Source organism: Anaerocolumna sedimenticola, assembly GCF_009931695.1.
Taxonomy (GTDB): Bacteria; Bacillota; Clostridia; order Lachnospirales; family Lachnospiraceae; genus Anaerocolumna; species Anaerocolumna sedimenticola.
Genome location: NZ_CP048000.1, coordinates 1,946,039 through 1,971,309, shown reverse-complemented (window position 1 = coordinate 1,971,309; position 25,271 = coordinate 1,946,039). Strand labels below are relative to the sequence as shown.

At 35.6% G+C, this 25,271-nt stretch carries 23 protein-coding genes and 2 pseudogenes; 3 read left to right on the top strand and 22 right to left on the bottom strand.

Translation table 11 applies throughout. The features are described from left to right. Positions 1-74 precede the first annotated feature (74 nt). Both Ana3638_RS08770 and Ana3638_RS08765 read right to left on the bottom strand, forming a co-directional pair. The gene (locus Ana3638_RS08770; protein WP_161837683.1) at positions 75-1,091 is read right to left on the bottom strand and encodes a LacI family DNA-binding transcriptional regulator; all 1,017 of its coding nucleotides are present in this window, start codon (positions 1,089-1,091) and stop codon (positions 75-77) included. Between the two features lie 44 nt (positions 1,092-1,135). Then, a complete protein-coding gene (locus Ana3638_RS08765) occupies positions 1,136-1,990 on the bottom strand; it encodes a class II fructose-bisphosphate aldolase (protein WP_161837682.1) in 855 nt (284 codons plus the stop codon). Positions 1,991-2,205: 215 nt separating this feature from the next. Between Ana3638_RS08765 and Ana3638_RS08760 the strand changes: the two genes are divergently transcribed. After that, positions 2,206-3,087 carry an aldose 1-epimerase family protein gene (locus Ana3638_RS08760; protein ID WP_161837681.1) on the top strand — a complete coding sequence of 294 codons (882 nt, stop codon included), beginning with the start codon at positions 2,206-2,208 and terminating at the stop codon, positions 3,085-3,087. A 170-nt stretch (positions 3,088-3,257) separates the two neighbouring features. Here the strand turns inward: Ana3638_RS08760 and Ana3638_RS08755 are convergent, their stop codons facing one another. Further along, positions 3,258-4,607 carry an MATE family efflux transporter gene (locus Ana3638_RS08755; protein ID WP_161837680.1) on the bottom strand — a complete coding sequence of 450 codons (1,350 nt, stop codon included), beginning with the start codon at positions 4,605-4,607 and terminating at the stop codon, positions 3,258-3,260. A 332-nt stretch (positions 4,608-4,939) separates the two neighbouring features. Continuing rightward, complete coding sequence (locus tag Ana3638_RS08750) at positions 4,940-6,859, bottom strand: glycoside hydrolase family 127 protein (protein ID WP_161837679.1); 1,920 nt, start codon at positions 6,857-6,859, stop codon at positions 4,940-4,942. Between the two features lie 426 nt (positions 6,860-7,285). Between Ana3638_RS08750 and Ana3638_RS08745 the strand changes: the two genes are divergently transcribed. Further along, complete coding sequence (locus tag Ana3638_RS08745; RefSeq protein ID WP_161837678.1) at positions 7,286-8,167, top strand: AraC family transcriptional regulator; 882 nt, start codon at positions 7,286-7,288, stop codon at positions 8,165-8,167. 26 nt (positions 8,168-8,193) lie between these two features. Here Ana3638_RS08745 and Ana3638_RS08740 read toward each other — a convergent pair whose 3' ends face one another. The 6 genes from Ana3638_RS08740 to Ana3638_RS08715 all read right to left on the bottom strand — a co-directional run bounded on the left by Ana3638_RS08740 (position 8,194) and on the right by Ana3638_RS08715 (position 14,589). Beyond that, positions 8,194-8,598 (bottom strand): NUDIX hydrolase, encoded by a 405-nt coding sequence (locus Ana3638_RS08740; RefSeq protein WP_161837677.1) that lies wholly within the window; start codon positions 8,596-8,598, stop codon positions 8,194-8,196. 457 nt (positions 8,599-9,055) lie between these two features. Beyond that, complete coding sequence (locus Ana3638_RS08735; RefSeq protein WP_161837676.1) at positions 9,056-9,331, bottom strand: YciI family protein; 276 nt, start codon at positions 9,329-9,331, stop codon at positions 9,056-9,058. Between the two features lie 485 nt (positions 9,332-9,816). Beyond that, positions 9,817-11,688 carry a serine hydrolase domain-containing protein gene (locus Ana3638_RS08730; RefSeq protein ID WP_161837675.1) on the bottom strand — a complete coding sequence of 624 codons (1,872 nt, stop codon included), beginning with the start codon at positions 11,686-11,688 and terminating at the stop codon, positions 9,817-9,819. Positions 11,689-11,811: 123 nt separating this feature from the next. Then, on the bottom strand, positions 11,812-13,221 hold the full coding sequence (locus Ana3638_RS08725) for a HAMP domain-containing sensor histidine kinase (RefSeq protein WP_161837674.1): 1,410 nt from the start codon (positions 13,219-13,221) through the stop codon (positions 11,812-11,814). Continuing rightward, a complete protein-coding gene (locus Ana3638_RS08720; RefSeq protein WP_161837673.1) occupies positions 13,214-13,921 on the bottom strand; it encodes a response regulator transcription factor in 708 nt (235 codons plus the stop codon). Before Ana3638_RS08720 ends, Ana3638_RS08725 begins: the two co-directional genes overlap by 8 nt. Positions 13,922-13,980: 59 nt before the next feature. Continuing rightward, entirely contained in the window at positions 13,981-14,589 is a 609-nt protein-coding gene (locus tag Ana3638_RS08715; RefSeq protein ID WP_161837672.1) for a TetR/AcrR family transcriptional regulator, read from the bottom strand. A 149-nt stretch (positions 14,590-14,738) separates the two neighbouring features. Between Ana3638_RS08715 and Ana3638_RS08710 the strand changes: the two genes are divergently transcribed. Next, positions 14,739-15,431 carry a class I SAM-dependent methyltransferase gene (locus Ana3638_RS08710; protein ID WP_161837671.1) on the top strand — a complete coding sequence of 231 codons (693 nt, stop codon included), beginning with the start codon at positions 14,739-14,741 and terminating at the stop codon, positions 15,429-15,431. 351 nt (positions 15,432-15,782) lie between these two features. Here Ana3638_RS08710 and Ana3638_RS08705 read toward each other — a convergent pair whose 3' ends face one another. The 12 genes and pseudogenes from Ana3638_RS08705 to Ana3638_RS08645 all read right to left on the bottom strand — a co-directional run bounded on the left by Ana3638_RS08705 (position 15,783) and on the right by Ana3638_RS08645 (position 24,895). After that, positions 15,783-17,078: a helix-turn-helix domain-containing protein gene (locus Ana3638_RS08705; RefSeq protein WP_161837670.1), complete on the bottom strand. Its 1,296-nt coding sequence runs from the start codon at positions 17,076-17,078 to the stop codon at positions 15,783-15,785. Positions 17,079-17,218: 140 nt separating this feature from the next. Beyond that, on the bottom strand, positions 17,219-17,656 hold the full coding sequence (locus Ana3638_RS08700) for a hypothetical protein (protein WP_161837669.1): 438 nt from the start codon (positions 17,654-17,656) through the stop codon (positions 17,219-17,221). Between the two features lie 140 nt (positions 17,657-17,796). After that, positions 17,797-18,144 carry an inorganic pyrophosphatase gene (locus Ana3638_RS08695; RefSeq protein WP_161837668.1) on the bottom strand — a complete coding sequence of 116 codons (348 nt, stop codon included), beginning with the start codon at positions 18,142-18,144 and terminating at the stop codon, positions 17,797-17,799. A 36-nt stretch (positions 18,145-18,180) separates the two neighbouring features. Continuing rightward, the gene (locus Ana3638_RS08690) at positions 18,181-18,915 is read right to left on the bottom strand and encodes a 4Fe-4S double cluster binding domain-containing protein (RefSeq protein ID WP_161837667.1); all 735 of its coding nucleotides are present in this window, start codon (positions 18,913-18,915) and stop codon (positions 18,181-18,183) included. 225 nt (positions 18,916-19,140) lie between these two features. Continuing rightward, positions 19,141-19,890 (bottom strand): class I SAM-dependent methyltransferase, encoded by a 750-nt coding sequence (locus Ana3638_RS08685; RefSeq protein WP_161837666.1) that lies wholly within the window; start codon positions 19,888-19,890, stop codon positions 19,141-19,143. A gap of 354 nt (positions 19,891-20,244) precedes the next feature. Then, positions 20,245-20,804, bottom strand: a pseudogene (locus Ana3638_RS27025) (AAC(3) family N-acetyltransferase). A 431-nt stretch (positions 20,805-21,235) separates the two neighbouring features. Continuing rightward, entirely contained in the window at positions 21,236-21,832 is a 597-nt protein-coding gene (locus Ana3638_RS08670) for an SdpI family protein (protein ID WP_161837663.1), read from the bottom strand. Positions 21,833-21,840: 8 nt separating this feature from the next. Further along, positions 21,841-22,028 (bottom strand): annotated as a pseudogene (locus tag Ana3638_RS08665) (ArsR family transcriptional regulator). A gap of 377 nt (positions 22,029-22,405) precedes the next feature. Beyond that, positions 22,406-23,146, bottom strand: a complete 741-nt coding sequence (locus Ana3638_RS08660) for a response regulator transcription factor (RefSeq protein ID WP_246240922.1) — start codon at positions 23,144-23,146, stop codon at positions 22,406-22,408. Next, positions 23,143-24,036, bottom strand: coding sequence for a sensor histidine kinase (locus Ana3638_RS08655; protein ID WP_281352941.1), 894 nt, complete (start codon positions 24,034-24,036; stop codon positions 23,143-23,145). Before Ana3638_RS08655 ends, Ana3638_RS08660 begins: the two co-directional genes overlap by 4 nt. Next, positions 24,036-24,317: a hypothetical protein gene (locus Ana3638_RS08650; protein ID WP_161837661.1), complete on the bottom strand. Its 282-nt coding sequence runs from the start codon at positions 24,315-24,317 to the stop codon at positions 24,036-24,038. The genes Ana3638_RS08655 and Ana3638_RS08650 overlap by 1 nt, the downstream gene beginning before the upstream one ends. Beyond that, a complete protein-coding gene (locus Ana3638_RS08645; RefSeq protein ID WP_161837660.1) occupies positions 24,317-24,895 on the bottom strand; it encodes a hypothetical protein in 579 nt (192 codons plus the stop codon). Before Ana3638_RS08645 ends, Ana3638_RS08650 begins: the two co-directional genes overlap by 1 nt. Positions 24,896-25,271: the final 376 nt, after the last annotated feature.

Below are 25,271 nucleotides of genomic sequence, written 5' to 3'. Positions count from 1 at the left end.
TCTGTTATTTTTTATTATTATTGTTATTATAATTTTTAATTCTATTTTTATTTCTATTTCTGTTTTTATTTCTATTATTTTTTTAAATTTCTGATAGAATTGCCTTCCATGATATCTGTTTGCAGTTTTATAATTTTATATTCTATTTCCTGTTCACTTTTATTTTCTGCAATTCTTTTTAAAATTAATTCGGCTACATTTTTGCCTATCTCTTCTTTGGGCTGGGTTACAATGGTTAATTTAGGTTTGCATGCTCTCGCAAATTCCGTGTTATCAAAACCAATAACAGAAAGCTCTTCCGGTATTTTAACACCCAACTCATTGATTCCGATTACCGCACCCATGGTCATTTCATGATTTGCAACAAATACCGCCGTCATATCTCTATTATTCTTTACCAGTTTTTCCAGGCACCTGGCCCCACCATTAATGGTATAGTCCCCATGTTCTATCAGTCTATCCTCGGGAACAATGCCGGCTTCCATTAGAGCCAGTTTATATCCAAGCATTCTCTCCTGTGCAGTAAATACATCCTCCGGGCCGCCAACCATGCCAATTCGTTTATGTCCGTTATCTATAAGCCTCTGTATCGCATTTTTTGCTGCGGTAAGATTATCTACCAGAACATAATCACATTCGATTCCATTAATTTTACGGTCAATCAAAACAATTGGTTTCTTTGCCTTGTGGAAACAGCTTAAATGGGACCCGTCCGAATTAACCGGCATATTAATAATTCCATCCACTCTTTTACGAAAAAGAAAATCAACTGCATTTTTCTCCAGCTCTTTATTGGTTCTACAGTCACAGACAATGGTAGCATATCCATGGTTTCTCAAAACATCTTCCATAGCAGTTATAATTTCCGTACAAAAATTAATATTTAATTCCGGAATCACGACACCAATTGTTTTGGTTTTATTTGTTTTTAGGCCACGTGCTACTTCGTTTACTTCGAAATTCAACTCTTTAATTGCCGCTTCTATCTTTTTCCGGTTTTCTTCCCGGACATTACCGCCATTTAAATAGGAAGAAATTGTCGCAAGCCCCAGACCTGTGTACTTTGCTATATCTTTAATCGTAGCTACCACTGCTTTACTACCCGCCTTTTTATAAAATAACTAATAACTTTTAATTATTTTATCACTTTATTATCACTTCCGCAAACTAAAATACGGTTTTTAACCAGCTCTTTCACTTTCTCCATACCTGCTTTTCCAAAGTTCTTCGGATCAAAGGTATCCGGTTTTTCTTTTAACAATTCCTTAATTCCGTCCGTATAAGCAACCCGAAGTTCCGTAGCAAAGTTAACTTTGCAGATTCCCCGTTTTACACAGTCTTTTACATCTTCATCGCTTAACCCGGAAGCACCATGTAATACCAAAGGTATGGATACTACCTTTCTGATTTCAGAAAGTCTTTCTTTATCAAGCACCGGAGTACCACTATAAAAACCATGTGCTGTTCCAATCGCTACTGCAAGAGAAGTGATTCCTGTTCTTTCCACAAATTCTTTTGCTTCCATAGGATCTGTATTGGTATCTGCTTCCGCTTCCAGATCATCCTCCTTACCGCCGACTTTGCCAAGCTCCGCCTCTACGGGTATACCATTAGGTTTTGCTACTTCAACTACTTTCCTGCTGACTTCAATATTATTTTCAAAAGTTTCATGGGACCCATCAATCATAATTGAAGTATATCCCTCTTTAATCGCTCTTACTGCAAGTTCAAAGCTGCTGCCATGATCCAGATGCAATGCAACCGGAACTGAAGCTTTCTTGGCTTCCGCTGTAACGATAGCTGCAAAGGTTTCAAGTGAACCATACTTAACAGTAGAAGGAGTTGTCTGAAGCATAACTGGTGCATTCAATTCTTCTGCTGCCGCTAAAACTGCCTTTACCATCTCCATATTTTCAACATTAAATGCTCCAACGGCATATCCACCTCTCTGAGCATCTAAAAGCATTTTTTCCGATGTTACAAGTGCCATATTCCATTTCCTCCTTTATTCAAATCCGAAACGTTTCTGTTTTCAATTACATTATATCATAACCATCATCAATGTCAACTTTATTATTTTCGACTATTTAAATAAATTTTTCTATTGACTTTTCAAAAACAAGTTAATAATATTAGTTTAATATCTAAGTTTTATGTTACAAACTACAGATTCCCAATAAGATATGTATAGAAATGGAGGTAATTATGCAATATTTTTTAAAAAACGATAAGATTACAGTAAAATTTGATACCCTGGGTGGTGGAATCGTTTCGATTAAAGATTCTGAGGGTTTAGAATACCTGTGGCAAGGGGATCCTGCTTTCTGGTCCGGACAGGCCCCTGTCATGTTCCCCATATGCGGAAGTATAAGGGATAAAAAGGCTGTTATCGGTGATGGTTTGTCCTGTACTATGGAGCGTCATGGAATAGTACGAAAACTGGAATTCACCTATGTAGGCCAAACAGATGATTCCATAACATTTTCCATTCGGTCCAATGAGGAATTAAAATCCCGATTCCCCTATGATTTTGAATTACAAATTACATATATGCTTAAGGATAAAACAATAACAACATCTTTTAATGTATTTAACCGTAATTCCATCCCAATGCCATTTTTTATCGGGGGACATCCTGGCTTTAATTGTCCGCTTCTGCCCGGTGAAAAATTTGAAGATTATATTGTAGAATTTGAAAAACCTGAAGTTGCACTATGTCCGGAATCCATACCTGCCACCGGCCTGATAAATGTGGATAACCGTCTGCCTGTTCTTAACAATGAATCCGTACTTCCGCTGAAACACAGCTATTTCAGTGTGGATGCGTTGATTTTTGACCAATTAAAATCCCGTTCCGTAAAACTGACTAATCCAGGAACCGGCAAAGGAATTAAAGTGGATTTTGAAGGTTTTGATTATTTTATTTTATGGTCAAGTTCCAATAATGGCCCTTTTGTAGCTTTGGAACCTTGGACCGGAATTTCCACCTGCAATGATGAATCCGATATCTTTGAAGAAAAAAGAGGAGTTAAAATACTGCCTCCGAACCAGTCTACAGTACTTGCCTTTGATATCACCATACTATAATTAATGAAACCATACTCCCATGCGGCGCGGGGATATTATATTTAATTTTTAATTTAATACTTTTACTCATATGGAATTTATTTGCACATAAAAACAGCAGGGTTAGTCTGGCAGAGCGTAATCCTGCTGTTTTTTTCGTTCAAGCACCTTTTTAATTTGATATTATCTTATTATTCCAAAGTATTGGTAATATTACCGCTTAACTTTTTCATTCGGTAATAATAAGCCGGAATTAACGGTATTAACGCGGATACCCAGGCAACAGGATTTGCAAAACATATTCCAACATAACCAAAAGGCTTAGCCAGGATTATTATAACAAGCACTCTTGCAAATAATTCAAAAACTCCGCCTAACATAGGTAACAGTCCGTATCCCAAACCCTGCAATGAATTTCTGTAAACATAAATAAATCCTAAGGCAGGATAAAATCCGGCTACCGCGCAGAAATAAACTTTTGCCTTTTCCACAACGCCTCCGCTGTTATCAGTAATAAATAACCTTACCAATAAATCGCCGAAAACCAATACTGCCACCATTGAAACCGCACTGCAGATTAATGTTATAATAATACCTGCCCTGACTCCGTCTTTGACTCTGTCCATTCTTCCGGCTCCGGTATTCTGACCTACATAGGTGGCCATACTAGCTCCTAAAGACGGAAATGGTTGTGTAATAATATTCTGAATCTTACCGCATGCGGTAAATGCAGCTATGTAAATCGGACCTAATCCATTCAGAGCTACCTGAACCATCATCGTTCCAATCGCTGTTATAGAAAATTGAAGCCCCATAGGAGTTCCCATTCCGATTAATCGCTTAATACTTTTCCCTGAGAAATTGGAATCTTCTTTCTTCAATCTTAAAACCGGAAATTTCTTTACCATATAAACGAAACACAAAAGAGAGGCTAAAGCCTGGGATATTACCGTAGCATAACCGGCACCCTCCACTCCCATAGAAAATCCTGCGATAAATATATAATCCAATATAATATTTACGATGGAAGAAAGGACTAAAAAGTATAATGGAGTTTTACTATCACCTAACGCCCGTAAAATGGAAGCGAGTATATTATATGCAATGGTAGCGGTCAGTCCCATAAAAATGACACGTATGAAACGATAGGTATCCTCCATGATTTCCTCCGGTGTATTCATTACAGTTAATATCCATCTGTTAGCTATTAATAATCCGGCTGTTAAAACAACTGCCATAAAAATACATAAATAATAAGACATTGCTACATAATGTCTCACACCTTTTAAATCTTTTGCGCCATAACGCTGGGCTATAATGATTGCAAAACCTCCTGTCATTCCCATAACCCATCCAATAACCAAAAAAGTAAGTGATCCCGTAGAGCCTACTGCTGCAAGTGCATTTACCCCCAAGTATTGTCCTACAATAATGGAATCAATTACATAATATAATTGCTGTACTATATTGCCTATTAAAATCGGGATTGTAAAACCAATCATCAATTTCATAGGTTTATCTGTTGTCATATCATTCGGCATGAATTTAGCCCCTTTCCACCTCTATATAAATACTTTAATCTTACCCTAATGAAAGACTTATAGGTTGCCTCCCCATCTTTAATACTTAAGCCTTATAATTCCGAAACTAAATGGCATATGTCCATTTTATGCATTGGGGTAGAAAATTACAATACAAATAATTAAAAATTTCAAAATTACTCTAATAAGTCAGTTATCATTATACTGAAAAAAGGCTGCTGCAATCTAATCAACCTATAAAGCTTGGAACTGGAATATGGTTTATATTCTCTCCTAAGCAAGATAGATTTTATATTATGCAACAGCCCTATTATTCAATTAGTTTTATATTATTATTCCTCTTCCGGTAACCATACCCGCATTTGATTCAACCCTCTGTTACCCCAGGCATAATATGGGATAAGTGTAAGCTTGCAGGTTTCCGTCTTAGGGCGTTCAAGTGAATATAGGGAATCACCTGTTATAGTCCTGTATCCATCCATTTTAATTTCAACGATTCCGTTCAGTTTATTTGATGTACAAGTTTCCACTTCCGCTTCTTTCTTAACACTTAGGCTAAGAACATCATCGCTATTATCAATACCTTCCGCACAATAAACCAAAGGTCCTCTGGAAAATGCAACCTTACAGCTGTTGGAACTAACTTTACTGGAAGCAAAAATACGCCTTACACTCATGTCAAATTTCACGGTTAATTCATCTTTATCAGTAAATTCTCCGGTAAGATAAGCATACCCGCCTTTTGTTTCATAATTGCAGTTTTTACCGTTAAGAGTAATAATGGTTTCTTTACTCCACTGAGGCAGCCGAATTGCCAGTGTCATATTCATTACCGTATCATCCGGCTTAAATTTATATGTGACCTTATCGCCATATGGGTATTCGGTTACAACATCTATTTTACCATGTAAAGTATGGGTAAGATCAAGGGTTCCGCCTACAAACAAATGAGAATAAACCGTATCTCTTTCTTCACTCCAAACATATCTGCCTACGGAAGACAGTAATCTGGCCACATTAGGAGGACAGCAGGCACAGGCAAACCATTTCGGTCTCTGGGGAAGAGCATGGCGGTGTGTTACGGCTTCACCGGAAATTCCAGGAATTACTTCCAGGGGATTAACATAGAAGAACTTTTCTCCATCCAGCTGCATTCCAGCCAGTACACAGTTATACAACGCACGTTCCATGGTATCCGAATATCTGCTGTCTTTCTCCAGGTCAAGCATTTTTCTTGCAAAGAAAATTAATCCTATCGAAGCACAGGTTTCGGCATAAGCCGTGTCATTGGGTAGATGGTAATCTTTTGTAAAAGCCTCCCCCTCGTAAGCTGAGCCGATAGCTCCGGTGACGTACATTCTGCACTGGGTGATGTTATCCCATAATGTTTTACAGGCATCTTTTAGTTCCTGGTCATTCGTTTCAATAGCTACGTCTGCCATACCCGTATATAGATAAACGGCGCGGACTGCATGACCTACGGCTTTTGTCTGCTTACGTACCGGCACATGGTTCTGGGTATACTCCTTATTGTGGCAGTCATTTCCCCATATGGTCCAATTGTACTTCTCACTTTCCTTTATAAAATAATCACTGTCTACACCCCGTACATTAATAAAATGCTCTGCCAGTTCTTTATATTTTTCATTTTTGGTGCATCGGTACATTCGCATAAGAGCCAGTTCAACTTCCGGGTGTCCGGGATATCCCTCTGCACCCTCTTCTATAAATCGTTTGTAAATGTGATCAGCCATACGGCTCATTATATCCAGAAGTTTTGTTTTGCCTGTTGATTCTGCATAAGCAACAGCTGCTTCCATCATATGTCCCGCACAATAAAGCTCATGGGCCTCTTCCAGGTTAGTCCAGCGCTTATCAGGGGACTTAACCGTAAAGTAAGTATTCAGATATCCATCCTTTTGCTGAGCACGGCCGATAAGAGCAATTACCTCATCACAGCGTTTTTCCAGTTCTTTATCCGGATACTTAAGAAGTGAATAAGCGGCAGCCTCAAGCCATTTCGCAACGTCACTGTCCTGAAAAACCATCCCGTAAAATTCATCATCACATTTTCCGGTTTCAAGCAATTTAGCTGCTGCGTTAAAATTCTCAATTGCATGGCTTTTTTCAGTATCCGGGATTTCATCCTTTAACACCTTTTCCTGGTAGGGTATCACTATATCCTTTACAAGTTTTTCATATCTTCCGAGGAAACTGTCGGAAACAGTAAAATTCTTTAATAAATCACTCATTATTTATCCTCCTTTTTATGATTATAAATTATTAGGATTAAGGTTTCAAAAGGTCAATTTTAAATTATGGTACGCAATTTGCACAATTTAATTTCTTGACCAGGTGATACAGAACATAGTTCATTCCGGGCACACTCTCGCTTGGATGACGTACGTAATGGTACATAAGGTCCTAAAATACAGGACCTAAGTACCAACGACTTCATACAGTTGCTCCTCAAACTATATTCAGTATCCCGCTAATGCAGAGGAATAGATGTGCAAATTGACGAATGTTAATTATTCGTATGGCTTTTGACACCCTAATCTTAAGTGTATAAAACAGATAGACAATTATTTTAAATTGTTTTATGATATATACTAATTATAGATATTATCAATTAATAATCAACTGCTATAACTATATAAAAGGTGGTGAAAACTTAGATGCGGTATTTTTTATCTGACGCTAATTATCCATTAAAATACCTATCATGCGGTAATCTGATTAGTAAGCAGGAATTTCTGCATGTAAGGCGTAATTTTAATATAAACGTACTTATTATGGTAAAAGAAGGGTTATTATATATTGCCCAGGACGGAGTAAATTACGAAGTCGGCCCGAATCAATTTATATTATTAAGAGCAAAGGAGGAACACTATGGATATAAACCGTCTACCGGAAAATTATCTTATTTATGGGTTCACTTTGTAACAAATGATATAATGACAGTTACCACCAAAGAAAGTTTTTTAAATGGCATCATGGACCGAACAATAGAATCCACGCAAAACAACTTTTATATAATACCGGAATACGGAGAAATAGCACTTACTCAAAGAGCTCCGTTACTCTTTAATCAACTGCTGGATTTATCAAGACAGGAAATGATTTATTCAAACCAGATAATAGATTATGCACTTAGTTTATTGATAATGGAGATTTCCCAGGAATTTATAGAAATGCATTATAAAATACAACACAATATTTCCCCGAATATTGCCCGGGTTATGGAATGGATTAAAGCAAATTATTATAAGCCTATCACTGTAAAAGAAATAGCCAATGAATTCGGGTATAATTCAGATTATTTATCTACCCTGTTTAAAAAGACTACGGATATTACCTTAACAAATTATATTAACAAAACAAGGATTGAAATATCGAAGTCACTGATCAGCAATTATGATTTATCGATTAAAGAAGTTGCTTATTCCTGCGGATTTTCAGATGAGAAGTATTTTTTGAAAATATTTAAGAAATTAGAAGGTATGACTCCGTCCCAATACAAGAAAGCATTTACCAGAAAAATGATAAACGATAGATAGTTTAGACCATATACTGCCTAAAATGGTTAAAATTCCTTTGCCTTCTTAAAAAGAATCGGAGTTATTTCAGGATAGGTCAAGGCATCAGGTAACTTATCAAAAGTCCTTACTTCTTTCATCTCACTATCCGGGATATCCGCTAGTTCGGTTATATCTGCCATAAATACCATACCGTTGGCTGAAGACTTTTCATCCCCTGCCAGGTAGTCGAATACAGGAGTAATTGTATATTTTACTGCACCTGATTCCTCGAACAATTCCCGTTTTGCTGCTTCAAGGGGTGTTTCTCCTTTTTCGATATGTCCACCCTGGGTTTCCCAGGTTGAACGTTTTTTATGACGGCTAAGTAATATGCTGCCTTTATATTTTGAAAGAATTACAACATATTTATATTCTTTTAATTCATTTAAGTTGTAAATTTTACATTCCATATTACACCTCTTGCATTTTGTAAATTTACTTGCGAAACTGCTCAAATAGAAAGTGAAAATTGCTTTTAATTTGCACACTAACGCCCATGCTCTTTGGGCAAAAATCGTGAAGAATAGCGTCTTTTGCTATTCTTTTAATGGCTCGCATGTTGTTGGCGAGACTATTCACACTATCACCTTTTATCACAAACAGTTTTTTTCTCTTACTTTTGTATTTCTTATATCTTAATACTTTATCATATTACTATAAAATCGACTGGCACTCAACCAAAATTTGTAATTACAAGTATTTAATGTGAAATTAATCCAAAAACTAATGATACTAATCTGGTTTCGCATTTGCTTATTTTTCATGAAACGCTTTATTATAGGGGCTGCTGCAAAATTATAAATTTACCGGGCTTAGGTCTAGAATATAGTTTGTTTTTTGAATTTTACAACAGCCTCTAATACTGAATTAAAGTAAATAATTATTTTCTTCGTTTGCTGGTTCAAGTGATCTTAATTCATAAGATTTGCAACCTGATGCGATAAATGGGTCAGAACTTGCAAGGTCTGTTGCTTCTTGAATATCCTTTGCCGATAGGATAACCATTCCTCCCGGATAATCAGTGAAAGGACCGCAAAGTACTAGTTTACCCCGCTTGTTCAATTTTCTTAAGTGTTCCACATGACTCTTAATGATATCGCTATTAAGCGGCTTCTGATTCTTCATTAAATAAACATATAACATACTCTTATCCTCTTTCATAAATTATTAAATAGGTAATTGCGAAACTAGATTATTGCATTTATATGCCATGCAATTAATACAATTTCAGAGCTGAATTTTACCCCTAAAGGCAACTGAAGCTATGAAATTGTATTAATTGTATGGTATATCCATAAAACTTTAGAGTTTCGCAATTACCTAATATTATTAAAATATACTTTATCAATGGTTAAATCACAAGATATTTTTAAATATCAATTAAATTACTCTAATTATTTCTTTTATTATATCAGCCAATTCCACGGGATTTTCGATCATTGGCATATGACAGGAATTTTAACAAAGCGAAATTGTATACTCTTACAAATATCTTCCGGTAAACATAAATTTAATGCGGTTATTATAATTTGCTTGTCCTCTATCACCATAAATCCCATAAATACCAGCATTGATACCTCTGACATAACCGGTCATTTAAAACGAACCTCTGCACATCAGCGCTGATCCTATCTCATAAAGTTAAAGACTCCCCACATTCCTAAGGTAATTATCATAAAAACAGAGGAAATGCCATAACTTCCATATATAAATTTCTCCAATCTGCCTTTCTTTTGTCTTAAAGAAAAAATAACAATTCCACTCGTTATCATTACAAATATACCGATTCCATAATTCACAAAAATATGGATTCGTATGCTTGAAAAATTCTCCCACGAAAGAATTTTATTAATTATTATATAAATATTAGAAAACAATGCCAGGTAACCAGCCAAGGAAAAAATCGCCCATCTTTTTTTATTTATACCGGTTATTTGAACCCGTTCAGTACCGCGGATTCTATTTCTGACAGATGTTCCGATCAGGTAAATAACTTGAATAAAAAATGACAGTAAGAAGCAGACGAGTATAATATATGTAATATACCTTTTAATATTTTCTTTCCAGGTAACGGGGATATAGTCAATCATATTGGAGTATTTCACTACTTTACCCTTTTCTACAACAAACCCGCTTTTTATTCCTGTTTTCACACTCTGATACAGGTATGGTTTTATCTGGGTATAAAGTTCTCCAGCCACCGATATCTGAGTGTTATTAACTGCCTTTACCTTAATAGCTTCGGGGAACAAATAAAATAACTGTGAGATACCATGATGTACTTCCCTGAAATCCTTATACTTTCCTTCCACGTTTTTCGTATCCGGAAGATTATCTTCCGGTTTTTCCAGAGTCACAGCCTTTTTTTGTACGGTTTGAAATCCAAGCTCCTGAATCAAAGACATTCCAGCTTCTGTATTGGCTGCCATAGCAATTGCATAATCAGCTTCCGGTACTACTGCAAAAAAGGTGGAGAAGTTTTCTGTGCCTCCATTATGCCAATAAGTTTTAAATTCTCCGTCATACTCAATAAAACCATGTGCAATACCCGAAACTTCTTCCTTTGCCCGGTAACTGGCAGAAAGAAGTTTCTCCACACTGCCTTTATTTTTAAACAGTACCGGATTCTCATCCTCATTACATAGTGCAATACCAAATTCAGCAAGCTCTTCAACCGTTCCATTGGCACTTCCTGCCGGATACATTGGCACATAACTCCACCGGGCTTCTGCTAAATCACCGCTGTCCTGCATTTTATAGGCTAATGATTTATGTTCCTGCACATATTCATTAGTTGAAATATCAGGATTCATGGTTGTGTGTTCCATTCCTGCCGCATCAAAAATGTGTTCCTGCACATATTGGTACATAGGTTCTTTACTGACACATTGGACGATATATCCTGCGAGTCCGGCACTATAATTAGAATAACTCATGGCAAATCCCGGTTCATGTACCTGATCTGCCTGATTTTCATAAAGGCTGGATTTTAAATCCGGTATTTCATTTGCCTTACTAAACAGATGAATCAGATAATCATCATATCCTGCCTGATGATTCATTAAATTGAGCATGGTAATCGGTTTTTCAAAATTCATCTTTAGTTTAAAACCATTAGGAAGATAATTTCTGATATCAGCATTTAAATCAAGCATTTCCTGCTCTGCCAATTGCATGGCGCTTATCCATGTAAATAATTTGGTTACGGAACCATACTCAAAAACCGTAGTTTTTGGATCAACTGTAATCCGGTTTTTAATATCAGCATAACCATACCCTTTTTCAAAAACAATCCTCCCATCTTTTACAATGGCAATTGCTCCTCCGGCCACACTATCACCGATATAACCAGCAAAAGCCTTATCACAAACAGTCTCTATTTCTTCACTAGAAATTCCTGAGGGTGTTTCCCATTCCTTTATTTCTTCGGCATAAGCTTTCATTGAAAATAAATTCATTACAACAGCAATGGCTATAAATAATCCTGCAAGTTTTTTCATAAAACCTCCACTTAGTTATTTGACATATGTAGTTTGGAATAAAGCTTTCCAAAACCTTTAAACATATTATAACTAAGTACCTATAAATATATCTTGAATCTGCCTTAAATCTATCTTAAACTTTCAGATATTTAAAATGATCTCAAACAAACAGCCTTCACCCGGCTTTGTTTTAACATAAATTACGCCATTATGTAATTCAACAATTCTTTTTACTATTGCCAGACCCAGTCCACTGCCGCCGTTTTCGGAATTTCTGACTTTCTCATCCGCTCTTGTAAAGGGTTCAAAAATAGATTTTGATGCTGTTTCATCCATTCCAACACCATTATCTGATATTTCAATTATTACTTTCTGCTTTGTTTTACGAATCATTACCGTTATCTTAGTATCAACTTTATTATATTTTAATGCATTATCCAGAAGATTATCAAAAACTCGATTCATTTGCAATACATCAATCAAACAGATGATGTCCTCATCCGGTATATTGATTTCGTAAGAAAACCCTTTTTCTTCAAGAACAGGAATAAATGATGCCATTTTGTTTCTTAATAATTCACATAAATCCGTTTTCTTAAGATTCAGTTTAAAATCACTGCTGTTTACTTGTGAGTAACGGAACAAACTCTGTATCAGAGTATTAGCTCTTACACTATTATTATATATGATACCTAGATAGTTATCCCGAGTATCATCTGGTAGTCCTTTCTGTCTCATATACATCTCTGCATAACCCTGTATACTAGCCAGCGGATTCTTAAGATCATGAGAAATATCCCGTATCAGTCTGTTTCTATTTTCCTGCATCTCCTGGCGAATGGTTTCCTGTACCTTAAGTTCCTCTGTAAGATGGTTAAATCCCTCCTGCAGTTCTTTTAATTCAGTAATGCTGCTTGTTTCCCTTTTCTTCTGATATTGGCCGTTTTCTAATTCTTTCATAAACCTGTTTAAATCTTTAATTGGATTTATAAATTGTCTTACCGTAATATTTGAAAAAATAATTGCACTAATTATCAAAAGCAGGATATAAGTTATTACAATTACACCCATTAACCAGACCATCCTGCCAAAATTAACAGAATCCGAGTTAAAATTATAATATACTTTGAATATCAAAGAAACCGGGAATTCTACAACCAGCCAGAATTTTTCTTTTTCATTATAAGCTATAGAATAAGCGTATTCCGATTCTTCCCTGTTACATTGAAGCAAAAAATCCGTCCACTCCGTAACTGACAACTGATTAGACAGTATGTTATTTAACCCGCCCAATTGGATTACTTCCAAATCCTTTGTTATCACCTGCACTCCCCCATGATTTTTTATAACATCATCTACTGTGATTTTATTAATATCATCACACATGATGGAATCTGCAGTATATTTATAAGAAACAACCTTATCTTTCATGATATCAGTTATAATTATCATTAATACAAATGGGACTATGATCAAAACGGATGAAACTATAACCATTATTATGTAATTTTTCCAAAGTACTCTTGAAATATTTTTATATTTCTTACTCATAATGTTCACTCTTTATCGGATCTGTTAATTTGTAACCTACACCCCGGAATGTAATCATATATTGCGGTTCTTTCGCATTATCCTCTATCTTATTTCTGATATGAGATAAATGTACCATAACCGTATTATCATCATAAATATATTCTTCTTCCCATACTGCCTGGTACATTTGCCTTTTGGTTAAAATGATTTCTTGATTTTCCATCATGTATGTCAGCAACAAGTATTCCTTTGCATTTAACTCTATCAGTTTCCCCCTTTTATGCAATGTACCGTGAAGCCTGTCCAGACACAATTCACCGCAAATTATAATATCTTCTTTAACATCCGGCCGTTTTATTTTTTTCAAATGTCTTAACTGCACAGCTACTCGTGCACTCAATTCTGCAAGACTGAAAGGTTTTACCATATAATCATCGGCACCTAATGATAACCCCGACACTTTATCCATCTCTTCTCCCCTTGCTGTTAAAAATATAACCGGAATTTCACTTGTTTCGCGAATTTTTCTTAATAGTGTTAATCCATCCATTCCTGGCATCATAACATCCAGTAAAGCTAAATCAATCGTTTCTTTTTGAAATAAATTCCATGCTTCCAATCCGCTGAATGCTTGATAGATTGTATATCCTTCCATTCTTAGTTGTTCTGTTATCAGATTTAAAATATCTTTTTCATCTTCCGCTACCAATATATGCATTTAATACCTCCATAAATCTTATAAGATCCCTTTGCAGTATATCTTAACACAATTTGGGTTCAGCTTTCTTGTACTGATAAATCAATTTCATATAAAAAGCTAAAGCTGCCGGAAGGAATCATTAAACCTCGCTCCAATAAATTAGCTAAAGCTTTTAATTTAGTGTCAATCTCATTTATAGTCCAATGAAAAATACCAGGGTCAAGCAAAAAAGTGAATACAGACAGTATTATTTCAGCATACTCATCAGGAAAATCACAATGGAATTTTTCCTCTTCTACACCCTGCTTAAGAATTTCCGCAAGAATGTGGGATATCTCCATTAATATTTTAGCAAGTGACTTTTGGTGCAACTCAGCATTTTGGGGTAAATGTAAATAAGTATCTATTTCGGAATTCACATGTTGGCTAAAATATGCTTTAAATAATATGCTAATTTTCAATAAGGCATCTGCCTCTTTTTCTTGAAGCTTTATCCTGCAGTTTTCTATAATTTCATTAAAGGAACGGTCAATAAGTGAATCAAGTATTTCTTCCTTAGAGGAAAAATAGTAATAAATTCCACCTTTTGCAATCCCGGCTTTTTTAGCAATTTCGCTTATAGAAGCATTTGATTTTTCCTTTAACAACTCCAACATTGCATCTAAAATTAAATCTTTTTTATTCATTTTATCCTCCTATTTTTAATTAACTAATTTTATTGTATCATATAAAATTTCACTTGACCAGTGGTCAAAAATAGGATACTCTATATAAAAATTGACCGTCGGTCAAAATTACTAAAAAAATATAATAACAATATAGGAGATAAAATATTATGAAAAAAGGCAAGTATGGTTTAGATGCACCAGCTGTAGTTATCGCATATATTACATCCGGTATCCTGTTATCTCTTATAGGATATTTTAATTTTTCCAGTGAAAGCTGGCTGTTCTATTTAGGAGCTTTATGTTTCGTCATTGGGTTTTATATGATTTATAGCAGCAAAATTGGTAAGTACAAGATGAGAGAAAAAATAATACAAAGACTATCTTTAAACGGAGAAGAACTATCCTTGGATGTAGGCTGCGGAAGAGGTTTGATGCTTCATGGAGTAGCCGCTCAGCTCAATTCCGGGAAAGCATATGGTATCGATATTTGGAAGATTAAAGATCAATCCGGAAACACGCTTGATGCTGTTATGCAAAATGCAAAGATAGAAGGTACTGAATCAAAAGTTGAAGTAATAAATTCAGACATGAGAAACTTACCATTTGCAGATGAATATTTTGATGTCATTGTATCAAGTCTTGCTATACATAATCTAAGAAATAATGCAGAAAGAAAAAAAGCTCTTCTTGAAATAACAAGAGTGGCAAAAAAAGGCTGTAAATTAGCTATACTGGATATAGCATACATTAAGTATTATAAAAATATTCTTGTAAATCAAGGTTTTGTTATTGAATATATTGATAAACATCCTTTTCAGATCTTTCCTCCATGTAAAGTGCTATATGCCAAGAAAAAATAAATGAAGCTATTACGCCCAACAAATAACTGACTCCGGACTAATTTCAATATAATCAAGGCATTTTTCAAAATCTGTATCTGCCATCCTTAATGCTGTTCTGCAAATGAAATGGGTGTTCCATTTATGTCTGAACAACAACTTTCATATTAACAATTAGAACCGGAAGAAACACGCTTTGCGAGTTTCTTCGGTTCGCGTGCGCGTTCGAATTATTGCAAGCAAGCTTGCTAATTCTCACTTTGCTTTCGCGGAAATCAAAAGAGGAAGCGTAACAGCTTCCTCTTGCTTTTCTTCAATTAATTAGAAATTACCGCATAATACATATACTCTTTTCAAGCGGATTGATATATGTTATATATGCAATTTATCAAAATTATTTACTATCCAATTAGTGATTGCCTTGTTTATTTGATAAATCTCTTTATACTTTTCTTGTTCTGAAAACCAAGCAACACAGATGAGCTGATTTGATAGTATTACATAAGGGATTGCTTTTCTCTCTTCTTCGGATAGTTTTACAACACTGTCATATCCCTCAATAATACTTCTACATAGTTCTATCCACTGTGTAAGTTTTTTATCGGCACCAATTGAAAAATTTTCAGATAAAACGGCAGTCGCAGCATAACAAGGGTCATAAATTCTCAAGTTTCTTTCCGAAAGTTCAAAATCAATAAATCCCCATCGTTCATTATTGACTATAATATTGCCAGGATTTGGGTCGCGATGAATAATTTGTTTGGGCAATTTAGGGTAGAGATTTCCAAAAACTTCTATATAATCCTTGCAAATATAATCTGGCAAATTCATAAGCTCTCTTACTTTTGGCATAGCCCAGTTCTTTACATTCTCATACATATCAACATCATTAACTATTATATCTGCTTCTTTCAAAGCCAAGTGAAGCTGCCCAATAATTTCACCGACAAAACGTCCTTTCCTATCATAATCCCCTTCATATATATCGCCTGATTTTATCTGGCTGCCATTGAGACGTTTAGTCAGATAGAAATACAATTCCCCGTCTTGGATATATTCCTTACCATCTTCGGTCCTTATTACTGTTGCTGACCATAACCCTACATTTTCAATGGCTTTTGAAAGTTCTATATGATTTTTTAACTTACCTACATTAGCTGTAAATTTAATTACATAGTCATTACCGACATAATATGCACTGTCGTTATGATTTCCTGTTTTCTCGTAATAAATGTCTTTAATAGTTTCGTTTTGAAGTCCCCATTTCTTAAGAACTTCACTCACTTTTTTATGTGTTACCATAATATGTTCCTCCTTAAATAGATTGATTCTATAAGGTTTTTTTGCCTTATATTTCTTGAGAAACTCAGATGGTGTATAACCGAATTCACGTTTGAATGCCTTATAAAATCCTGCATGAGTATCAAAGCCATATATCAAAGCGGTGTTTATCATCTTTTGACCTTGACTGGTATCATAAACTGCATTGATAAGTTTTCTCCTTATAATATATTGCATAACCGGCATACCAACAGCCGACTGAAAAAGTCTATAATAATGATAAATCGAAAATCCCGCATTTTCAGAAAGCTCATATGCCGTTATTTCTGTTTTTAGGTTCTCTTCAATATAGTCAATGCTGTTTTGAATAATCTCTCGGTTATCCATCTGTCTCACCTCACTTTATTTGTGCTTGCAAGCTACACACATATCATAACATTAAAGTTTTAAATAAACCTTTCCTGTTTTGCGAAATTCCACTCCAGCTAAACAGGCTAAAGCCCATATTTAAAAGCACCCTGTCATTTTTACATGATAGAGTGCCAAAAGCCCAAGTAGAATGTGTATTTTTTTTCTACTGTGGTAAGAAAATATAAGCTCACCAATGCTATTATTGTTAAAATTGAAAATATCAAATCCAGTAATATGTTAAAATCATCATAACTAAATTTTCTCAACTGCTTACCATTCATATTTTCATATATATTATCAGCTATTTGAGTAGGTACACTTGAATCTAAATTTGCCAGTACAAATATAGCCTCCTGCTTTTCTAAATCTATCATAACCTGAGAAGAATAATTCGGATTACTTCCGCTATGGTTAATCACTCTATCTTCTACATCATTACTCCATCCATAAGAATAATATTTATTCGTATCTTCATATCCTGCGGTCTCTTTATCCACTTCATGAGATTTACTTATAGCCCTTTTAAGTTTATCCGGTATATCACCAATACCCAATTGGGCATTAATCTAATAACCTAAATCCTTGACATTGGTTACCAAATATCTTTTTACTAGCGTATTTATAATATCAGATATAATACTTATCACTCATTTATTCAATTTCAAATCCCGGCAGTTCTTCAAACAACTGTTATCTAATTTTCCCGTTTTATTAAAATACCTTTCATATATTCTGATTCATTATGAGTTTTATAAGCAATTTCCTTTTCTTCTTCTGTGCATCCAATCAGTATCTTAATTTCTGTATCTCGCTTCATCAAATCAACAGTACATATGATTGCATCGATACTCTTTCTTTCATCCGTTCCAACCCATACATCGATTCCTGCTCCATCCATAGAGGTAGTATTTTTCAGGAATCCATAATCCACTTTATATATAAAATCCGGATATCTTGGATGAGCAGTCCCTTTTGGTCTGTCGATTACTATTTCAGATTGATTTACTAAATTATCTAATGCTGTCCAAAATTCACAATTCATTTTATCTTATCCTCCGCATTCCCTTGTATTTGGTTGTTATATATCGAGCGTGTATCTTCTGGTATATGGGCATACTTCAATGCATTTACCGCACAAAGTAATTTGCTTATCAATCGTTTTAGCTGCAATTTCCCTAGCTTTCTTCCTGCAAGCCATTGCATCAAAATACTCATCCCTGTTAAGCTCAGGATTCCATATTTGTCCGGAAATCGCTTTTCCCGGACATGCATTTGTACAAAGCATACAGCTTCCACATTTTGATTGCATTATTTGTTTGTTATACTCCAAAGGAGCGCCCGTCAAAACTGACGTTAAGCGAACAGCGGAACCATATTTTTCTGTAATAAATAATGCACTCTTTCCAATCCATCCTAGTCCTGCATGAACAGCTACTGTCTTATGAGGCATAACTGTCCGGAATATGCCATATTCTTTCGTAGCTAAGACCGTTTGCGGATATGCGTTATAACCTTGCTCCTTTATGTATTCGGCACATTGAATTGCTAAATCATCCAGCTTATTATTTAACCTATGATATGCATCATAATAATCCATCGTCGGAGAAATGCTAATGTTCTTTATAACATCTTTAGGATGGGCAAGAATAATAGATATTCCAAGTGGATAATTCGGTATGTTTATTGGCTCTGTTACCGAATCTCCACTTCTTGGACCATTCAAATCCACATTACTATATAATTCACCAATCTTTGCAAACCCAACCATAGATGCACCATTTTCTAATAACATTTGTTCGATTTCTTGATTCATACAGCACCTCGTTTCCATTTTAACATTCTATTGTTTTGGTCTCTATAACACATCTGCAGCCATATTCTTCAGCTATCTTCCATCTCTCTTTCAAGTTAATTTCACCACTCCCAAGTGTTAAATTGGTCAACATTCGGGGATAAATGCGAAGTAAGCCCCCGCATATTGATATTTGATGATATCATGCAACATATTTCCATATCATCCTAATTCACCAATTAATACTTACAGCTTCTTAAACATAAGATTAACAACCTGCTCTGTAATAAATACCTGCCCTTGATTCACCTCAAGGTCATAGCTTTCAATAATTGTTTCATCAATACTATCTGCAATTTGAAGATATTTCTCTGTACGGTCACTTGGAAATCTGATTTCAGAATCAAATGAAGCTATTAGTTGAAATCCATGCTTACCTGCTAATTCCGTGAACTCCGATTTCAAATAGAATTTAACATGCCCATCATCTTTCATCTGCATAAAGGTATCAACAAACCTAATGTCATCAATCCCATTTGGAGTCGGGTCAGAGATAAATAGAATTCCACCCGTTTTTAAGACTCTACTGATTTCAATAAAAGACTTTTCGATATCCGGGAAATGATGCAATGCATATCTTGTAACAACATAATTGAATGTGTTATCTTCAAACGGGAAGTTTATTCCATCATAATCCATGAAATTAAGATTGGTCAGTCCCATCATGGATGCCTTCTCTCTGTTTTGTGCAAGTGTCCTGACTGCTATGTCAAGTCCAGTAACAGTATTTTCCGGATCAGCCTGTGCTATTGGAAATGCTAAGAATCCGCTACCCGTTCCTAAATCTAGGATTCTGCTATGAGATGTTATGTTTAAATGGCTAAGGATTTTAAGTAAATGTTCAACATCTCCAGTACGTTCTTCCATATAATTTTTCTTTAAAAAATCTTCATCAAATCCAGCTCTTGCTTTTTGAATGATTGTATGTTTATTCATGTGGCCTCCTGATTTCTCCTATATTATTTTTGTAACTTGTTAATAGTACAGGTAAAGCGTCCCCACTTTTGCATGGAATGTCGGAAATCACTAATTTTTCTTTTATAGATAAATTAGCTCTAAAAAATTGTTTCGTTAACACCTGAAAACACAGCTTTGAATTTGGACATTGAAAAGTTGCAATCTCGCCATATCCATTGGTATCATTTCCTGGAAATCATCTCGCAAATTGCAATTATTACTTTATTCCATAAAGCTTATAAGGATTATCTCGAAGTTCTCTTTCGTATATCCCTACCACATCCCAAATGTCAAAAAACATACATTTGCAATTTCCAATTACTCCTGTCTTAATCAGCCCTTTTTTATATGCCATTTCTTGAATTGTATACCAAGGTTTAACTGGGGTTCTCCCATTTCAATAAACCAGTCTTCCGGGGGATAGATTTTGTTAACTTCGTCAGAAGGTTTAAAAATATCACGAATTTTTTGTGGAAGTAAATCTTCAACATAATGCATAGCAGTTAATTTATATATATCAACACCCAGCAAAAGTGCTTTCCCGCCATTTGAAATCAAATACTCCAATCCTCTTTCAGACATTTTTGCGTGTTTTCCCCATGCAGATATTCGAAAAACTCCATTACCTGTATAAACATCCGGCATAATCCGAAATGTATCTGCGATTATCCCATCGCACTTCGTGTATTATCAGGTGAAAGAACCTTTATTTTACGAAATATCCCCAATTTTTTATCAGTTTCTGAAAGAGGCAATTCAGGACTTAATCGCAATGCCGGCATAAATATACTTCCATTCTGACCAAGCACTTCTTTTAACGCATCAATTACTGTCTTAGCCCCGCCATCTACGATACCAAAACTACTAAGAGAGCTATGTACTTCCAGTTCCATTTCTTCTTTTATGCCTAAATCTCTTAAACCCGCTATAATTTGTGACTTAGTAACAATCATCACTGCATTTCCTCCATGAATTCCTGCTTGCCAAAGCGCTTTATATGATCAATTTTATGCTTGTTGCAACAATTTCAAATCATTAATTAAATTATAGCATCATAGAATATTAATTTCTACCTTTTTATTCCAGTTATCCTCAGATGCCTATAACCCTCTTACTTATCATTTCTCTTTATTTCTGTATATATTATGAAACCTTTTATTCCTTCAACTATCATAATCGATAACTTAAAATATATTTTATGGAAGCAAAAAACCTACCAACCGAATACAGAGATGATAGGTTTTTAACACTTCTACTTATCTAATTACCAGATATGACTGTCCTTTCGGAAAATCAAACAAAATATAGGATGTAATTATCTGCATTACTTTTTTCCTGATATCCTCATGTAATAATAATAACATGAATAAAGACTTGGAATAGCAACCCATGCAATAATTCCCCATTTTGCAAATTCTTCAGTATCAACCAATAATCCACCAATAAGTATTATTATAACTATAGGGAACGTCAAATATCCTAATATATGGTGTGCTATTTTCCATGTCTTCTCATCACGAATTGTCCATGGCAGCCTCAATCCCATATACCTGTTAAACGGAAATTTCGGTGCAACATTTCCTATACCAATAATTACTGCAATGATAATAGTAAATTCCATAAAACTTTGATTATCTTTAACAAACGGTAACTCTGATGACCAATTCATGATTCCAAAACAGATCGCTACTAATACCATCGAGAGCACATTCATTCTTCTCATAGTCTTTACTTTAGGATTATCTGCTGATAATCCTGCAATCTTTGGCGTATAAACGTGAAATATTATCAAAAGAATAAATATTAATATTCCTACTATGGTAGATGTTGTATTGGTATTTGGTGCTAAGAATCCACAAATCAATACAATTAAAGACAAAATACAAACTATTAATTCTAAAACGCTGTAATTTTTATTCATAATCTTTCCTACTCCTTTTCAAAAAATGTCATAAAGTTACTTATTGCTTCTTGTAATACAGATATATTTATCGAATATATTATATACAAACCTTTCTTTTCAGAAGATACCAACTCCGCTTCTCTCAGTATTTCTAAATGCTTTGTTATAGCCGGCTTTGACATACTAAAATTTCAGAAATTTCACCTGCACTCATATCTTTTTCTCTAAGCAATTTTAGAATTTCTCGCCTTGTCGGATCTCCTAAAGCCTTAAATACATTCGCCACATTAACCCTCCTTTTGAATGATACTATTTAACTATTTAGTTAAATAGTATCATTTAAGTTTCCCATTGTCAATAGATTATTATATCTTGACTTGCAAGCCCGAGCCTTCTTCCATAAATGAAAAAGAGGACTATACGTCCTCTTTTTCATTTATTAGTTTCTATCAATTATTGTTGTTCAGCACTGCCTGTGCTGCTGCGGCCATGATTTGAAATTGGTGTAGAATATGCTCCAAAACACGCTTTCAATATTCCGGTTCTGCGGTGATATTTGGATTATAGTAAAATACCGTAATACGAAAAAGTTTACCGTGGGGTATGTGAGCTGACATAATCCGAATAGCTGCTGCCCGTATATTTTTTGAAGCAGCGTCCAAAATAGTTCGGGTCAGGGATGCCGACATCATTGGCAGTACAGAACATTTTCTTGCTTGTTCCTGCCAGCACAATTGCCCGTTCCATCCGGCACTTGTTCAGGAATTCGACAAAGCTCTTTCCTGTTTCCTGCTTAAATTTCCGGCTAAGATAACTCGGATTAAATCCAAAATGTTGGGCCACAGAGGTTAGGTTGATGTTAGAATCGGTAAAATTATCGCGTAAATACTGCATTATCTTCTCGATATCAGAGGTCGTAATTTCCTGTCCAATCTCCTGTGTACGAGTTTTGTGTTTATCAAGTTTTTCCTTTATCTTGGTTAACACCTCAGTCACCTCTTGCCGTACAATCGGTTTAAGCATATACTCTACCACCGGCAGACGAACACACTGACGTGCATACTCAAAATCATCAAATCCTGTCAAAACGATAATCATCAAGTCTGTATATCGCTTCGTTGCAACTTTTATGAATTCTATCCCATTCATAAAGGGCATGGAAATGTCAACAAAAACAATGTCTGGCCGCAACTCATCAATGATATTAATCGCTTCTATACCGCTTGCCGCCTCACCCACCAATTCCATATCAAGCGATTGCCAATCTATGGATACCTGCAGCAGCCTACGAGCAGACACCTCGTCGTCTATGATCATAACTCGGTACATCATTCTTCCCCCTCTACTTTTGTTTTCCTCATCTTGGGTATGTATATCTCAATTTCCGTATACTCGCCAGGCTCACTGCATATCTGTACTACGTTGTCGCAGTCATAGTAATAACGTATTCGATTGATGGTGCCGCGCAGACCGAAACCTGACAGTACCTTGATATCATCCTTCTCGCTTGCTTCCAGCACGTTCTTTATCTGCTCAGGGCTCATGCCAACGCCTGAATCGTACACAATTATATGCAAACCGCCCTCGTCCATGCAGGTAGTGATGCGAATAACGCACTTTTCTCCCTTGAGACGTACTCCATGGTAGATACAGTTTTCCACAAGCGGTTGAAGAATCAGCTTAGGTATCATGTAATCGAGTGTACTATCGTCAAGGATATATTCATCCTCAAATATATCTCCATACCGAAGCTTTTGCAGTGAGAGGTAATCCTGCGTAATGCGCAGCTCACGTTTTAGTGGTATCTCGCGATCACCTTTGCTAAGGAAATTGCGGTAAAAGCTGCCCAGTGTTTCCAGTGCATCATGGGCTTTGCTTGCATTCTCCTGCACTGCCATATAGCTGATCGTTTCTAATGTATTATAGAGGAAATGAGGCTTTATCTGCTCTTGGAGCACGCGTATCTCTGCCTTCTGCACATTCTTTTCATTCTCCAGCAGGCGATTGAACAGCTCGTTAAGATACTCTATCATGCTATTGTAGCTTTCAGCCAACCTGCCAATTTCATTGTTTGGCATTTTGGTTTCAATCTTCTTAAGCCACCCAGATGATCTCGTGCGTTCCATTGCTACACTTAGATTTCTGATAGGTCGTGCAATATTATATGTAATAAACCAAGCACAAACAAACGCCGACAGGATAAATGCTGTCAGAGTGATCATCAACGCATATAAGGTATCTCGCGGTAGTGGCTCTGCCCCCTACCGCTGGCACACAAAACCACTAGCGGCTTTACCGCAAGTTTGCCGGTCAGAGTCTTCCTCTCATCTCCTAAGCGAATACTCTTATAAACTATACTGTTACTATCGTAGTCTCTGTCATACAATGCACCGATTTCTTTATTCCCACATAGAAGTGTACCATTATGATCAATTATACACATACCGCTGGAATTCTGTAACGCAAGCGCATCGTCAAACACATCGCCTGATATGTTCATCATCAGCATACCCAAAAGCTTTTGTGAATTAATATCATATATTGCACGTGACATAGTAAGTAACGGTTTACTTCTTTTTTTCTAATCGTGCCGTTGCCATTAATTGAAATAACTGTGGCACCACGTGCCTCCAATATATTAGAACGCTCTATGCTGTTTATTTCGATAGTATATTCACCTATTCCTGTACTTACATGCTCACCATCGTTGCGGAAGATATATACCGAATCAATATAGCTATATAAACTTTGTATTTCATTTATACTCTCTCGTGCGTCATATATCGTTTCTCTATCTGTTTCTTTCATTTTTAAATAGCTCACGACTCTGTCATTGAGCATGATCAGTCGTGTCAAATAATTGTAGTTCACCAAACTTGCTCTGATGGTGGACACCACATTGTTGACTGCCGTTTCCGATGTTCTTGCTTTGAAATCATCTTCCGTTTTCTTAATTATGATAGAGGTTGTTATTATAAACATCATACAGAAAAAAAGCAACAGAATAATAAGCATTAACAGGGCCTTTTGCTGCAGCGACATTCTAATATCGCGTTTAAATTCATTGCCGCCATTCCTCATTCTACACCTCAAACACGTATATTTATGTAAATGCTATTTTTACCTATACTTTACATATGTTATCGTATCACACCTGCTCCTTATTTTCAACACGGTACATCCAAAGTTATCCACAACTCTGATATTACAACGGGTCTCCGACTCTGTTATGTATACTTAAGCATAGTCTGAAACCCATCTGATAAAAATATTAACTTATCATTAGTGTACTGTCCGCTTGGTACTTGAACTAATTACGCAGAATGAAGAATCAGCCTTCAAGACGGAGGAATGAATCGTAGCGATGTCAGCAGCATAAATGCTACGGCGATTGACGACAACGCAGCAGAAGGAAATTCAGGCAAGTAATTAGTCAAGATATCAGGCGGACAGCACA